Source organism: Weissella cibaria KACC 11862, assembly GCF_000193635.1.
Lineage (GTDB): Bacteria > Bacillota > Bacilli > Lactobacillales > Lactobacillaceae > Weissella > Weissella cibaria.
Window position 1 is genome coordinate 14,983 of sequence record NZ_AEKT01000015.1, and the last position, 16,157, is coordinate 31,139.

The window sequence follows — 16,157 nt, forward strand, 5'->3', positions numbered from 1 at the left end:
GGTCTAGTCGTCCTCCTCGTCTGTAATAACTGATTGCATCGCTGCCAAAGCATCCTTAGCATCTAGCTTTTTAATATTGCGATACTGATTCCCCATCATGGCATCAAACATCATGACTGGCTTAAACGGCGTATACATCATCCCAGTTTTGTTTGGGCCATCGCGGAATGGCAGCAGTGGGAATTGCCCAGCCAAAATTTGGCTCGCAATCTGGCGGATTTTGGCTTCGTTAAAGGCCAGCAAAATATCCAAATCGGCTTCATCAACGACGTCCGCTGCCTTCGCAAACGACCCGTTTTTATTACGTTTGATGGCAAACGGTGCCTTCACACCATCAACGCCTTCAAGTCGCTCAATATAGGCCTCATCATTGCGCAGAACCCCGCGATAGGTGCCTTGGTTTGCCGCTGCCACATCAGCTTGCGTCTGTAACTCCGCCAATGTATCACCTGCGATATCCTTGACCTTAATCCATGGATTTTGGAGTGACCAGAAGACAGCCCCACCCATCTCACTTGGCGGTAATACCGTCGCATTTGCCAGCATGGCCGTCCAATAAGTCATTAATTGCAACTCTAACCCGGCGAAGGCCTGGGTGTAATCAAACGTCCGCTTACCCGACTTATAATCAACAATCGTCAAAAAATTGCCCGTTGGGGTTTCGACCAAATCATACCGATCAACCTTACCGCGGACCGTCACCTTACCTAAGGGTAATTCGTACTGAACCGGCTTAAGCTTACTCTGCGGCAAGCCAAAGCCAGCCTCAACACCTAACGTGTGCACACCACCATCGACCAGTTGCCCACGTTTCATATTCAGTACCGTATCATGAACTTGAGCAGCCAAACGTTGCGTCAAAAACGTCATGCGCGCAGAACTGCTGAAGATATCAAACGTGGCATCCCCACTGCGTAGCAAGCCGTTCAAGATATTGCGTTCCAGGTTTTCTAGCTCGCTATCCGTTAACTCACTTAACGTTTTGTCTTGACGAATCAATTCAGCAAACAGCTGCTCTAGAATCGTGTGCATCAACGTTCCCTTTTCAGCCGGCGTTAGTTGCAAAACTTGGCGCTCCTTGAGACGTAAGCCGTACTGCAGGAAGAATTCAAAAGGGTTCTTGGCATAATTTTCTAAACGTGAAATCGACACCTTCAAATCATTACTAAATAACTGACTCATCAGTGATGCCAAGATTTGTTGTGGCTCATTACGATACGTTAGACCACCCATCACCCGCGCCGTCTTATCTGGTGCCATTTGGCTAACTTGTTGTTGCAAGGTTTGCCACGCACTACTCAATGTACCGGCAGGTTGCTGATTGGCCGCTTGGCGATTCACGCTAACCAAATGCGCCAATGTACTATCAACCGTGCCGACATAATCGCCAATGCGCATCGTATTCGGATCTGGCAACGCCGCGAAATGGCGTACCGGCACGTTAAATTGTTTCATCAATCGCGTGACATACGTTGATGGTTGTTGGCTCCCTTCACCATCACTAGTTGCATAGAGCCAAATCAGACGATCCGCAGCCGTCATCATCGCACTGTACATCAGCAATGATTCTTGTGCCATTTGCTGTTCCGATGTTTCACGCAGGAACGCGTGCTCGGGCAACCGATCTTGCAAGATTTCTCGGTCACCATCATGTAACAACGCTTTTGTACGTGTCGTGGCTGGTAAATTCACACTTGTGGCACCAAAAACAATCACCGTATGATAACCTTGGCGCTGCACAATCCCACTTTCCGACACACGGACTTGATCCATCGTAGCTGGAATACCCGTGTACTTGGCACTATCAAAGGCTGCCTTCAACAATTCTTGTAACTCTGCAATCGTCATCGGCGTATGATCAAAGACCGTGACAAAATCGTCCAGTACGCCAATAAAGGTCCGCCAAACTTGTTCGGGTTGCTGTGCCGTCCACAAGTCTCCCTGGGCAATCGCCTCATCACGCCATGCTAGCAAACGCTGTTGCATGCCAATTTCTGTTAGAAACAGGTAGAGGCGTCTTGCCATCTCGCGCGCATCTGGGGCCTGGGCCAAATCTGCCAAAAATGGTGCCACAACGGTGCTAATTTGATCGTGAATCAGTGCCAATTGCGCATCCTTTTCCGCAACGTGTTCCCGCAAGACTTCATCATCTGAGTCGGCGACATTACGATCGAATTGCCATGGCTGCTTATCTGTCCAGCGCCAGCCTGGCGTGTTTTTAGCCAAGACATAATTTTCGGTTTCCGCCAACGCTTCCCGGTACTCAGCAACGGTCACATCTTCTGGAATCAGTAATTCCGTTTTCAACAGGCCCATGACATCTGCGATGGTATACGCCGGTGCTAAACGGAAGAGTTTATCAAGAAAGGCTACTAGGGGATGCGCCGCCATCGGCCGGTCCAAATCCATGAAGACCGGAATTTGATAGCGCGCAAAAACCGCCGGCAACATGTTTTCATACTGACCTAAATCTCGGGTCATTAACATGAAGTCCCGGTAGCGTCGCTTGCCACTAGCCACTTCTTGACGAATCATGCGGGCCATCTGTTCAATCTCTTGATAGCGCGTCGTCGCCTGCCAAATCGCCAAATCCTTTGGGGTTGGCGTCTGACCGTTGGGTTTCACACCTTCTTGTTCATAAGCAATCCAAAATGACTCAACCGTCGTTATTGTCTCACTGACTGGCCGTTGCATAGTCACACTGCTTGCCGTCACCGCCACTTGATGGTCAGTCGCAAACTGACGCAATTGTTGGGCTAAACGCTTAGGGCGGTAAAATAAATCATTTTCTGACAAACTCTCTGCCGTCACGCTGGCCGAACCATCATCCGCTGGCAAGGCAATTGTGACGCCCCCGGCCCGTTCGATTAACGCTTCAACCACGCCACGTTCTGGGGTCGTCATTTGGGAATAACCGTTAATGAAATAGTAGTGGTGTGAGACATCCGTTTTCTCAGTTGCTAAATAAACCCGCAAAGCTGCCAATAATTGACTGCTCAAATACTGATTGCGCGTAGCTAATTCTTGGTCTAGGGCCTCACCAATTAAAGCTAAGTCATGGAGTTTCATTTGCAGTGTCCCTTGTTGCGTTAAGGCATCTGCCATGTCACGAACTTCTTGCCACGACAAGCCGGCCTGCTTAAGCTCCAAAATTTGACTCGCAAACTGGCTAATAAACCCTTGCTTCGTCAATAAGTTACCGTACAATTCAAGCTCCGTTTGATGCTCCCGCAACAGTGATTGCACCAACATTGTCATCCCCGTCGCTGACAAATTGGCTTGCCGATAGATAGGATCATTTTGCATGTAGTACCAAGCTAAACGACTCAGTGAGAAAACCTGCACATTTGGCACAGCAACTGCCGCGCCATGCCGATCCTGTAGGGTTGCTAGTCGGTTCAAAACCTGAATTTCCGTTTCAAACTTAATGTGGTTAGGAACCACATAAAAGATTTCCGCTTGATCATCAGCTGCTAACGTAGCTTGGACACGTTCGAGCAACGCTAATTCATGGTCTGAGCTTGCCCGACCAAACAATAATTCAAGTGCCATTTGCCCCTCCTTTAAAAAGCGCTTTGTTGCTACCATTTTACCAGTTATCTTAGGTTTCCCCTAATCTCTCTCATGCAACACCCAACCATCAAAAGTTCTGCTGGTTTCGTTGAAGGCACTTACTAAAAATGCTAAAATAATACAGCATGACTGGACACTTTTGAGAGAGATGTCCGATTTCAAGTGTGAATTAAGAGATATAAAAAAGAGATTATATAGTTGTTATAGAAATGGAGAATGCTGTCATGATGTCACCTCACTCAGTTGACACGACACATGTATCCGCCACGCCTGAAACCAAGGTGACACCTCGACGCAAAGCGAAGAAGTTTGATATTGTAAACTTCTTGTTGCCCGTCTTTATCGGCCTTTACGGTATATCGAGTGTGGCAGATACAATGATTCGACCGGTTCAAGTCGGTATCGTGGCCCTTTCACTAGGGTTGTTATCAATTGCCATTCTCTTAGGCGTTATTCGCGTCGTCCGTACAGCGGTTCGACGTAACTCTATAAAGCGAGCTATTTTAGGAAACCTACCTTTATTTGGTCTGATAGTTGCTTGGATTTTGAAAGCTATTTCCTTTAGTTACTACTTTACGCGTTAACATTTTCTAGTTTTACGGATAAATGATTTAACTCATACAAACCCATGTATAATATACGGGAATGTATGGTTTATAGAGAAAAGAGAGAAAAAATGAAAGAGACTACGAGTAAGTACCTGGTCCGCGGATTAGCGACCGGTCTACTTTTAACTGGTTTAGGTGCTGGTTACACCACAACCAACGTAGCCGCTGATGATGTGATTCCTGGTCAAGAGCAACTCGCTCCGGTTACACAGTCACAATCTTTCACGGTTACGTTTAAAAATATGTATATTGGCAGTTCACATCTCGGGGATGCAATTAGCATTAACGTTACCGCAGATGCTGCCGGCGACTACATCGCCATTATTCCTGACAATTTCCTACAGAATAGAATTGCAACGGATCAATTAGCAACATTGGTTGATCCAAATGCTTATACGTACATCAACGATCGATCAGTTAAACTAAACGCTGATTACCTTGCTGCTTCAGGCATGCAGAACCTTGATGTCCCTGTATACTACGCAGGTGATCCAACGTCGCAAGCAGTGGCTGCTGAAGCCGCTGCTGATGCCCAGCGTGCATCAGATATCGCTGCCTCACAAGCCGCCGAATCTTCAGCGGCTTCGTACAACGCCATGGTATCTTCGTTAGCAGCCCAAGAATCTTCTGCTGCAGCGGCTTCACTATCAGCATTGCAAGCAACGCAAAACGTCAGCTATTCAGATTCAACGCCATCAGATTCAATTAACGTGCCAAGCGAAGCACCTGAACCCGTGACACCTCACGGAAGTATGGCACCTAGCTCTGTCATACCAAGCGATAGCGTAGCGCCGAGCGAAAGTTCTGAATCAATCGCACCAAGTTACAGTAGTTCGCTAAGCGTCGTGCCAAGTTCAATTACTTTGCCTAAGAGTAGCGACTTATCAGGTTCGGTTGCACCAAGTAATAGTGTGCCAATGCCACCTGTGTCATCGATCGACTCAAGTGCATCAGCAACCCCAATTACATCTGCAAGCAGTGTTTCACAAACGTCAGTTGCCCCTTCGGAGTCAGCCGTCAGCGTTGCACCACGTAATGTTCGTCAGACGTCAAAGCCAGCTATCGACTTAGCGACAGTCACGGCGGCGTCTGTGATCACTTCAGTTAATGCAACAACGCAGGCTTTAGCACCAAAGCTGGTTGCTGGGCGCACACCTCAAAAAAGCGTAGCTGTTGCTAAGCAAACGACTGATACACCTGCAACAACCGACACGGTCACAACTCCCAATGCTTCACAGCCAACTCAAACGGCCGTGGCTAGTGTTGCCCACCAAGCGACCGTTGCCGAAGCAGCACAGAAAAATGCATTACCTAATATTTTCAAGAACAATACGACAACCCACTTAGATTTGACGAATAACACACCAGCTTACAAGCCGGAATCTACTTTCAACACGGGTAACGTTACCTCTGTTGCGTCAATTTTGGTTTCAGCCTTCTCTGGTTTCGCTTACTTCCTCGGTGGCGTGCCAAAGGGTGTTACGCGTTTCTTCGATTGGATGTTCAATCTATTCGGTAAGTAAACTTAATCAACAATAAAAAGCTACCTCAAATGAGGTAGCTTTTTTGATCTTATTTCGCTAATTTTAACAACGATTCGGCAAAAATGGCCATCGATCGCGTTAAGTTCGCAACGGGCGTTGATTCATTTGCTTGATGACTCGTAACTGGCACATCTGGGAACTGGCCACCAAAGGCTACCCCACGCTTCAACAAACGCGCATATGACCCACCATTTGACGTACGGGGGTTCATATACATCCCGGTTTGCTTCGCATAAACTAATGATAACGTCCCAACTAATTCATCTGTTTCGGGGACCAAATGCGGTTCCATTCCCCCTGGCCACACTTCAACAGTCGCCGCAAAGTCGCCCAAATGCCGTTGGACTTGGGTTGTCACTGCTTGGACATTCACACCTTGTGGGTAACGGAAATTCAACAAAATTGTCCCTTGACCATTTTGACTAAATCGCATGACACCAACATTAAGCGTTAAGTCCCCCATCACGTCATCATGATACCGCAGTCCGAGGTTTTCGGCGCCAATATCATCATGTACAACGCGACCAATGAAATCCAAAAATGTTTTGGCATCGGCATTAAATGCAAAACGGCGCAAGAAGTTGGCCAAATAGGTGCCCGCGTTTTCACCATCTTGCGGGTAAGCCCCGTGCGCTTGCACACCCTTCAACAAGAGGCGTACTTCTTGATCACGAACTTCACTTTGCCCACTTAAAAACGGATATTGTGCCAAATACGGCGCAAATTCATTTTGTACTTGAGCTGGATTTGGCACTGAAACACGCGCTCGTGCTTCGCCTGGAACAACATTTGGTCGTGAGCCAGCAATGAAACGTCGTAGCACGTAATCTCCGGTAGTCTGGTTAGCAAACCGCAGTTGCACCGTCTGAAAGGCTTTTTCACCATTCACAACTGGGAAGGCGCCGTCTGGTGAAAATCCCATTGTCGGCTCACCTTCTACCTCGAAGTAACGAGGTAAATCACGCCAACCATTTTCCTCATCCGTCCCAATAATTAAACGAATTTTGCGGGTCAGTGTGATTTCATGGTCTGCTAAATACTTCATCGCATAATACGCACTCATCAGGTCGGCCTTCATGTCGGCTGCACCACGCCCAAAATAGAGGCCATCCAAAATTTCTGGCTTAAATGGATCACGTAACCAGCCTTCACCAGCGGGCACGATATCAATATGCGTCAAAATAGCGACCGTTTCGGCTGCATCAGCCGGTCCGTACTCAATCCACGTGACCATGTTATCAACCCGACCATAACGGAAGCCATCACGCGCAGCCAATTCTTCCATCTTTGCTAAAGCACGCGCCATGTCAACGCCAAACGGGGTCCGATCCGACTGTGTATTTGGATCTAATATTGATGGTATTTTTACAATTTGATTTAAGTCGGCAATCAAATCCGCCTCATACGGCTTTGTTCGTTCGAACCATTCCATAGCGTTCTCTTTTCTCACGGTTTTTTAATACTTTAAATTTTAAACCAGTTTGCCAACCCCTGTAAAGCCAAAAAGCGAGGACAACCACGTGTCCTCGCTTTTTTATAACCTGTTTTATGCGCGCTTCTTCTTGTAGTAGTAGAAGACTGGTAATCCAATCAAGACTAGTACGATTGACAAAGCAGCCCCTGCAAAGTCGTTGATAATTGTTGAGCCCAAAACAAACAAGGCACCAAAAATGGCAACTAATGGTGTAATTGGGAACAATGGTGTCTTGAACAACGTATCCTGTTCAGCCAAAAGCCCCTTTTTCACTTGGCGACGCAAGATGAAGACACCGAAGAATGCTGCGGTATAGAAAATCCAAATCGTAAAGATCGCAATATCTGACAAACGATCCACACCCTTGGTATAGAAGATATCCAACAACACCGTCATCAACGTCACCGTGATAATGGCATTAACTGGCTCTTGCGTCTTACGTGTTAGCTTGCTCAAATACTTTGGGAACAAGCCATCTAATGACATCGCGTAAGCCATTCGTGGGAATGACAACATCTTACCATTCAACGTTCCCAACATTGAAATGATAATAGCCAAACTCAACGCACGCCCACCAAAGTCACCAAAGGCAGCTCGAACCACCGCAAACGTCGCATTGTTTTGCAACGCCACAATCTTATCTGATGGCAAAGCATGGTACACACCAAACGTCACCCCAACATAGGCCAAGACAACGATTAGCAACCCACCCACGATTGAACGAGGTAAGTCACGGCGTGGGTTCTTCAACTCACCAGCGATGTTTGATAGCAAAATCCAACCATCATACGCAAACAACGTTGCCAGGATGGCCATTCCAAAACCACCACCGGTCGTTGCCACTTGGTGAACCGTTTGGCCCAATGCATCAACCTTACCGAAGAACAAGCCATACACAATCAAGACCGCGATTGGCACCAACTTAATTGAGGTCGTTGCCACTTGGAAAGCAGCCGGTACCCGATTCTCCAACATGTTGATGCCAGCCACAAAGACCACGAAGATAACTGAAATCCAAGTGGCTGATGATTGTGACAAGCCCAAGAAGTTCGCCGTCAAGAATGCGGCATACCCTGCGATTGAAGCAATAACGGCCGGTGCATAAACAACCACTTGCATCCAACCAGCTAAGAATCCAGCCGCAGGACCATAAAGCTCTTCAATGTAACTGTACAAGCCACCGGTCTTTGGCAAGCGCGCACCAACCTCGGCAATTGTTAGTCCTGCCGCCAGCGTAATCACACCACCGACAATCCAAGCTAACAACCCAGCCGTTGATGAACCCGCTGTTTGCAAGACACCCGCTTGCTTAAAGAAGATTCCCGAACCAATCACGGTTCCGATAACCATCGCTAACCCCGACCAAATACCCATCGATCGTTTCAATTCAATCTTGTTTTCCATAACGTAATTCCTACAACTCCCACATAACAATGATATAAAAAAAGCAGCCACCCAATCCTAGCGATTGGATGACTGCAAATCGTTCTTACAGTTCAAGCGTTACACGAAAACGCCCAATCACTAATTGTGTTGAGTTTGAACGATCATTATTATTATTGTTATTTGCAAAGATAAACATAATCGTTCTCCTTCTTTTTAGTGTGCATTTTCATAACGATTAAAATCTTATCATATTCTCAGAAATTAAACAAGCAATAAAAAAATCTCAAAAACCAAGCGCGTTACCCTTAGTTTTTGAGATTAATTGTTTTTAATATTAACTATTAACGAGATTAAGCTTCTTCATACCATGAGTAGTGGTACATCTCACCAGCTGGCTTATCCGTACGCTCGTAAGTGTGCGCACCGAAGTAATCACGTTGCGCTTGAATCAAGTTAGCAGGCAACACTTCAGAACGGTATGAGTCAAAGTAAGCAACCGCTGCTGACAATGATGGTACTGGTACACCAGCTGCCGTTGCCAAAGCAATCACACGACGGGCTGCTGCTTGATACTTCTCGGCAACATCCTTGAAGTATGGATCCAACAACAAGTTGTGCAAACCGGCTTCATTGTCGTAAGCATCTGTAATACGTTGCAAGAAGCGGGCACGAATAATCGCACCAGCGCGCCACAATTGAGCTAACTCACCGTATTGCAAATCCCAGTCATAGTGATCTGAGGCCATACGCAATTGGTCGAAACCTTGTGCATATGACATGATCTTACCAAAGTACAATGCTTCGCGGATGTCTTCAACCGTCGCGTCTACATCCCCTTCAAAGCTAAACTCAGGACCGGCCAAAACCTTAGAAGCAGCCACACGGTCGTCCTTCATTGCTGAAATGTAACGCGCGTAAACTGATTCCGTAATCAATGATTGTGGGGCACCAACTTCAAGGGCTGATTGTGATGACCACTTTCCAGTTCCCTTGTTACCAGCACGGTCCAAAATCATATCAACCATTGGCTTGCCTGAACCCAAATCATCATCACGTGTCAAAATGTCCGCCGTGATTTCAATCAAGTATGAGTCCAACTCACCCTTGTTCCACTCAGCAAATGTGCCTGCCAAAGCATCCTTGTCCAACTTCAACAAACGCTTCAACAAGTCGTATGACTCAGCAATCAATTGCATATCGCCATATTCGATACCGTTGTGGACCATCTTGACGTAGTGACCGGCACCATTTGGTCCGATGTAAGCAACCGTTGGCTTGCCATCTTCAGGTGCCTTCGCAGCAATTTCCTTCAAGATTGGCTCAACCAAATCATAAGCGTCGCGTTGGCCACCAGGCATCATTGAAGGACCTTGCAAGGCACCCAATTCACCACCTGATACACCCATGCCGATGAAGTTGATGCCTGATTGGGCCAACTTCTCTGAACGACGCATTGTATCCTCGAAGAACGTGTTTCCACCATCAATCAAAATGTCACCCTTTTCCAAGAAAGGTAGCAATTCTTCAATGACGGCATCAGTTCCGGCACCAGCCTTAACCATCAACAAGATACGACGTGGGGCCTTAATTGACTTCACGAATTCCTCGACAGTATAACCTGGTACAAACTTCTTGTCTGAGTGCGTTTGTACCAAATCTTCAGTACGAGCGCTTGAACGGTTGTAAACAGCCACCGTGTAACCACGTGACTCAACATTCAAAGCCAAATTACGACCCATAACGGCCAAACCAACAACACCAAAATCTGCAGTTGCCATGTTTTATTTTCCTCCAAAGTTTTATCTCTATCCCTCGATTGACTATAAGTTTAGTCCTCATTAGTTTAAAGTCAAAATAAAAAGTGTTGGTGAATTAATTGTGAAATTGTTTATCCCATATACAAAATTCAGCTAAGTTAATACGCCTTGATTGGTAAATGAATTTGCGCAATAAAAAATGCCGAACAACTTACTGTCCGACATTCTTTATGCTTATTTAATATTGTGCCAATACGGACGTCACTACTTCATCTGAAGCTGTTGTCGTCATAAACCGACCCATCGGTGTGATGTCGTGCCGATCTTTAAAGGCTAGCTTCTTGGTTTCAACTAACATCACAGTGAGGTTGTTTTCCGTCAAAAATAGTTGACCTGGCTTACCGAGTTTTCCCTTCGTGTGCTTGCCAATACGCCAGCTGTGAAAATCAGCCGGCGTGAGTGGATTCTCCTTAGGCTCAAATGCACCACTGTTGCTTTGCGTCATCACAACGCCAATTAATTCTGCTGTTGGATATTTATCTGCCATCATTAACCTCGATAGTATGCCCACGGCACTTGCGGATCAAATTGCTCATCTGTTGAGACAACAAGTCCCTTCTTGAAACGCGTTAATAACCAGAAACGCAATGGTTCAGGAATACCCAACATGTCAAAATCACTTGTTGAAATAGCGTACCGAATACCCTTTTCGTCTTGATTAGTCACCTTTTGTACCCAGTTAGGATCGACAATCAACTCACGCCCAATCGCCGCACCATCGACACCTGCTTGTACAAGTGCTTCAACCTGTTCTGGCGTGCGCAACAAGCCAGCTACAATCAACGGAATATTACCCAAAATGGCCTTATACTTCGCGTACAACGGCTCTTGGTCTTCCTTGTTCATAAACGGCGTCTGGAAAGCATCTTTCAATGAAATGTGGAAATAAGAAATTGGCCGCTTGATAATTTCTTGGGCCATTGCCAAAGACTGATCAAAACGGATACCTGGCGTTGTTGGTTCCTCAGGTGATTGACGGTACCCAATAATAAATTGGTCATCCGCATACGCGGTCCGTGCAGCAACAACCGCATCTAAAACAGCCAACCCGTATTGCATACGTGCAGCTAAATCACCACCCCATTCGTCCGTCCGCTGATTAGCGTGTTCTGAGAAAAACTGTTGCATCGCATACATATTGGCCCCATGCAATTCCACACCAGCAAACCCAGCTGCAATTGCCCGGCGTGTTGCCTCACCAAAATCAGCAATACTCTGGCGAATTTCGGCATCGGTCATTGGTCGTGGCGTTGCCATACCTGGTTGGTGACCTGGTACATCTGAAGGGCCGATAACATCATCGTGCAAAACAGCAGCCGTTTGGGCGATACGACCACCAAATGATAGCTGCAAAACAGGGACTGAGCCACGGTTTTTAATGGCATCCGCAATTTTCTTCAGGCCTGGAATTTTCTCATCGACATCCGCCCCAATTTGGCCAACATAGGTCTTACCAGCCATCGATACGTAGGCCATTTCGACAATAACTAAGCCCGGGCCACCAGCCCGCATCTTGTAGTAATTCACCTCATCATCTGTCACGACACCCGTCGCAAATGATGATCGCAAAGTTGTTGGTGGAAAAACAACACGGTTTTTAATTTCAACACCGTTCGCCAACTTAAAAGGCTCAAGGAATTTATAACTCATCAGATTTAACTCTTTCTACTTTATATGTGATTACAATTATAGCATTCTGGACAACGGCGTATTGATGCCCCTTTTTCTCGCTGAAATCTCAGCTGACATTTACAATAAGTTTAACAAATTTGTCGGCTTGTTTTGTAGAAAAAGAGGGGACTCGAATATGAAGTTTGAAACAAAGGTCATTCACGGCGGGACACAAGAAGATCCCTACACGGGTGCTATTACAACGCCAATCTATCAGACGTCAACTTATCACCAACAGACACTTGGTGGTCATGCAAAATACGAGTATACACGTGGTGAAAACCCTACCCGATTCGCTTTGGAATCAGTGATGGCAGCCATTGAAAACGGAACAGATGGGTTTGCCTTTTCATCTGGTATGGCAGCGATTCATGCCACAATGAGTTTATTGAAAGCCGGCGACCACATTGTGATGGCCAACGATGTATATGGCGGCACCTTCCGCTTAGTTAATCGGATTTTAACGGATTTGGGCATTACGTTTACGGCCGTTGATACCGCTGACAGTGTGGCTTTACAAGAAGCGATTAAGCCAACGACGAAAATGGTTTATTTGGAATCACCATCAAATCCATTAATGCACGTAACCGATATCGCCGAAGCAGCCCGCATTGCTCACGATTCTGGCGCCATTGCTGTCGTGGATAATACGTTCGCCTCGCCTTACAATCAAAACCCCTTAGACCTAGGTGCCGATGTCGTTATTCACTCCGGCACAAAGTATCTAGGTGGTCACGCCGATGTATTATCTGGCTTCGTCATTGTGAAGGACGCCGAATTGGCTGAACGAATTAAGTTTATTCAAATGTCAATTGGTGCAGTTTTGTCACCCCAAGATTCATACTTGGTCCAACGCTCAATTAAAACATTGGCTTTGCGAGTACAGCGTCATAATGAAAACGCCATGGCATTAGCCGAATTCTTAAACAATCACCCCAAGGTAGCCAAGGTTTATTTCCCTGGCTTGCCTGGCACACCAGACTACGAAATTGCACGTCGTCAAATGCGCGGGTTCGGTGGCATGATGTCAATTGAGCTGCAGCCCGGGCTGGACGTTAAGCAGTTCGTCGAGAATTTGGATGTCTTCTTATTAGCTGAGTCACTTGGTGGTGTTGAATCTTTGATTGAAGTGCCAGCCATCATGACCCATGCATCAATTCCGCGCGACATTCGTTTAGCTAACGGCATTAAGGATGAATTGGTTCGTATTTCAGTCGGCATTGAAGATATCGATGATTTGATTGCCGACATGACAAAAGGCTTGGATGCCTTGTAATATTGCTTAAACAGGCAAAATAAAAACCGCGTTAACGTATATCTACGTTTAACGCGGTTTTTCAGTAAGCTACTGATGTCGTCAAATTACTTTGACTCCAATTCAGCCTTACCCTTGGCCCATTGTTGAATGTTAACAACTTCAGCCACACGAGCCTTCTTTGCAGAATCGTGTGATGTTGGTCGCTTACGAGCCCATGAGTTATATGGTGATTGAACAGCCATGATCATTTCCTCCATTTATGTTATCGATAACTTTACTAGTATACCGATAAAAACAAAGTGCGTCAAACCTTTATCCTAAATCCGTCAAACTTTCTCTCACAAATTGTTGAGAAGCATATGCTAAGCCCGTATACTAAAGTTACTATGATTACACAAAAGACAACGTTCCCAGATTTCATCTGGTATCAAGTACATGATATGACACCCGAAGAGCGATCATGGCTCACAACCGACCAGCTCATTCCCAATGAATTACTTAGTTATGCTGTTGACCCCTACGAAAGCGCCCGAATGGAGTACGACGAAGATGCTGATTTAACCTTAATCATTTTCGATGTGGTGACGCCAACCTCAACCCGGGCCACAACCGAGCCAATTGGCATGCTCTTTAGCAATGACCAAAAGCGGTTGTTCACCTTTACGCGTCCCGAAACTGATTATGTGGATAACTATCTCAGTGGTACCGAAGTGAGTCGCCGACCATTACCTGACCACGCAACGCCATTAGACGTCATTCTAAACGGCGCCGAGCTACTGTCGTCTAAATTTATGTCGGCAATTTTGGAAATCAACCGTCGGCGCACGCCAATTCAAAGTGAGATCCGTAAAACCAAGCAAACCCAAAAGACTATCGACCAATTGATGGATTTGCAAACCGATTTAATTTATTTACTTAATTCGCTACATACTGACCGCGATTTACTGCGTTCATACAAAGCGCGCAAAACGGTGCAATTAACTGACCATCAGGCTGAACGCATTGATGACGTTACCGTCGAATTACAACAAGCCATCGATACTGGTGAACTATCACAGCTCGTGACCAATAGCGTCTCAGATGCGTTCGTTAATTTGGCAAATTCTAATTTGAATTGGACTATGAAATTACTGACAGTTTCATCAATCGTATTGACGGTCCCTAACATTGTGTCAGGGTTCTTTGGCCAAAACGTCTCATTACCCTTCACGCACACCCCAATGGGTTGGATTATCACAATTATTTTAACTCTAATTCTGATGAGCATTACCACTGTTATTTTATGGCGGTCGGGGTTCTTTCGAAAGTAACCGACCACACAAAAAAGGCACCTTCGGCGAAGGTGCCTTTTTGTGTGTCTTAACGACCCATTAATTTCTTCAACAAACTGTAAATCGCATACTTAGGGCCATTGATTGGCTTAACGAAAGTTCCCACCTTTTCTTCAGCAAAACCGGCAAAGCCTTGCTTGAAGCCAAGTACACCGTCTGATCCATCAAACACACCAGAAATACCATAGAAATTATAGTGTGGAATGTGACGTGCAACTGCCTGCTTAAAGGCATACTCTTGGACAGCATATGGCCCATAGAAATTCTTGTACTCGTCGTAAGTACCTGAATACAAGTAAATCATTTCGTTAGCGGTTGCCAAGAATAATGAACCCGCGATGACCACAACATCTTGGCCGGCCTTCTCACGTTCGACCTGCGCTTGGGCAATGCGCTTTTCGTGTTGCTTATGTTGATCCGCATATTCCGCACGTTGGCGTTGCAACTTCTTATAATTAGGCTTTTCCGCAATGCGGGCATCCAAATCCGCCACAACTTCAGCTAAGTGATCACGTGCCGCTTCTTGGCCAGCAATGTAAGCTGGAAAATCCATTTCTGCGAAGACAAAGTAGGCATCATCACCAAATTCATCAAAGACGATTTGATAGAACTCTAAATCTTTATCGTGATAATCCAAACGATCAGCTGTGTGTTGCGTCAATGCTTTGAAGTCCGTTAAATCTTCACGGCCTAAGCGACGCAACTTGATACCAAATTGATCCGTCTTCTTAAGGTAGTACTTGCCATCCTTGGCAAAAGATTGACGTAACGCCTTGTCGGCATCGTCAGCTGCTAGCACTGGCGTCAGGTCCTTCACATATTGCCATGATGGCGAAGCGTTCGTTGTCCATCCCTTAGGGGCTGGTGTGTGCTTGAAGCCTGCAGCAGTTAAGGTTGTCATTGGCGCTTCGTTAGCTGCGCCGATTTGAACCCCCTCATCATCATAACGGCGGTAAATTTCATTGGGCACGACACGCAAGAACAAGCCACTGTGCGACTTAGCAAACTTTTCAACACCAGCCACAAACTCATTTACAAGCGCCTGATTGCTGTAATCAATTAGCATCCCACCATCGATTTGGAAAAGATTACCCATGCGCACTGGAATCCAAGCTAGTACGGCGGCAGCCACAACCGTTGCGTCTTCTACCAGCCCTACCAATGTCGTTTGCCAGCCACGGCGTGCGAGCAAACGTGCTTGAGCACTAGTTTGCAAGTAACTACCGGCCTGATGACCTTGTGCAAAGTCATCAAATTGGGCCTCCGTCAATTGTTCAAATGATCGTGTCATATCTTCTCACTTATGTCCCTTAACTAGAATTTCAATACTCTAAATTATACGCTATCTACCTGTAAATTAACAAAAACCACGCGAACCTCTTAATAATTCGGCACTGTGGGTAACCTGTTGAAAAGACTAAACACTATCCACCGGTTATACAAAGTTATCCACAAACTAACAGTTTTATCCACAATAATATCCACAGAAACCTGT

12 protein-coding genes are annotated in these 16,157 nt (G+C 46.0%); 4 read left to right on the forward strand and 8 right to left on the reverse strand.

The annotated features are described in order from the left end of the window. Positions 1–3: 3 nt before the first annotated feature. Positions 4–3,552: a PD-(D/E)XK nuclease family protein gene (locus ESE_RS0102480; protein ID WP_010370727.1), complete on the reverse strand. Its 3,549-nt coding sequence runs from the start codon at positions 3,550–3,552 to the stop codon at positions 4–6. A 245-nt stretch (positions 3,553–3,797) separates the two neighbouring features. Here ESE_RS0102480 and ESE_RS0102485 point away from each other — a divergent pair, with 245 nt between their 5' ends. Continuing rightward, the gene (locus tag ESE_RS0102485; protein WP_010370731.1) at positions 3,798–4,157 is read left to right on the forward strand and encodes a hypothetical protein; all 360 of its coding nucleotides are present in this window, start codon (positions 3,798–3,800) and stop codon (positions 4,155–4,157) included. 92 nt (positions 4,158–4,249) lie between these two features. Continuing rightward, positions 4,250–5,704: a hypothetical protein gene (locus ESE_RS0102490; protein WP_010370734.1), complete on the forward strand. Its 1,455-nt coding sequence runs from the start codon at positions 4,250–4,252 to the stop codon at positions 5,702–5,704. A 49-nt stretch (positions 5,705–5,753) separates the two neighbouring features. Here the strand turns inward: ESE_RS0102490 and pepV are convergent, their stop codons facing one another. The 5 genes from pepV to ESE_RS0102520 all read right to left on the reverse strand — a co-directional run bounded on the left by pepV (position 5,754) and on the right by ESE_RS0102520 (position 12,052). Next, positions 5,754–7,157, reverse strand: a complete 1,404-nt coding sequence (gene pepV / locus ESE_RS0102495; RefSeq protein WP_010370737.1) for a dipeptidase PepV — start codon at positions 7,155–7,157, stop codon at positions 5,754–5,756. A gap of 114 nt (positions 7,158–7,271) precedes the next feature. Continuing rightward, positions 7,272–8,603 carry an APC family permease gene (locus ESE_RS0102500; RefSeq protein ID WP_010370740.1) on the reverse strand — a complete coding sequence of 444 codons (1,332 nt, stop codon included), beginning with the start codon at positions 8,601–8,603 and terminating at the stop codon, positions 7,272–7,274. Positions 8,604–8,935: 332 nt separating this feature from the next. Next, complete coding sequence (gene gndA, locus ESE_RS0102510) at positions 8,936–10,363, reverse strand: NADP-dependent phosphogluconate dehydrogenase (protein WP_010370744.1); 1,428 nt, start codon at positions 10,361–10,363, stop codon at positions 8,936–8,938. Between the two features lie 217 nt (positions 10,364–10,580). Further along, entirely contained in the window at positions 10,581–10,889 is a 309-nt protein-coding gene (locus ESE_RS0102515) for a DUF7671 family protein (RefSeq protein WP_010370745.1), read from the reverse strand. A gap of 2 nt (positions 10,890–10,891) precedes the next feature. After that, the gene (locus ESE_RS0102520) at positions 10,892–12,052 is read right to left on the reverse strand and encodes an oxidoreductase (protein WP_010370748.1); all 1,161 of its coding nucleotides are present in this window, start codon (positions 12,050–12,052) and stop codon (positions 10,892–10,894) included. 157 nt (positions 12,053–12,209) lie between these two features. Between ESE_RS0102520 and ESE_RS0102525 the strand changes: the two genes are divergently transcribed. Continuing rightward, a complete protein-coding gene (locus tag ESE_RS0102525; protein ID WP_010370751.1) occupies positions 12,210–13,349 on the forward strand; it encodes a trans-sulfuration enzyme family protein in 1,140 nt (379 codons plus the stop codon). Between the two features lie 86 nt (positions 13,350–13,435). On the opposite strand, the gene ESE_RS12340 is transcribed toward ESE_RS0102525, so the two are convergent. After that, positions 13,436–13,573: a hypothetical protein gene (locus ESE_RS12340; RefSeq protein WP_003608805.1), complete on the reverse strand. Its 138-nt coding sequence runs from the start codon at positions 13,571–13,573 to the stop codon at positions 13,436–13,438. A 144-nt stretch (positions 13,574–13,717) separates the two neighbouring features. Between ESE_RS12340 and ESE_RS0102535 the strand changes: the two genes are divergently transcribed. Beyond that, entirely contained in the window at positions 13,718–14,641 is a 924-nt protein-coding gene (locus ESE_RS0102535) for a magnesium transporter CorA family protein (protein WP_029237436.1), read from the forward strand. Between the two features lie 49 nt (positions 14,642–14,690). Here ESE_RS0102535 and ESE_RS0102540 read toward each other — a convergent pair whose 3' ends face one another. After that, positions 14,691–15,953 carry an aminoacyltransferase gene (locus tag ESE_RS0102540; RefSeq protein WP_010370765.1) on the reverse strand — a complete coding sequence of 421 codons (1,263 nt, stop codon included), beginning with the start codon at positions 15,951–15,953 and terminating at the stop codon, positions 14,691–14,693. Between the last annotated feature and the right edge of the window lie 204 nt (positions 15,954–16,157).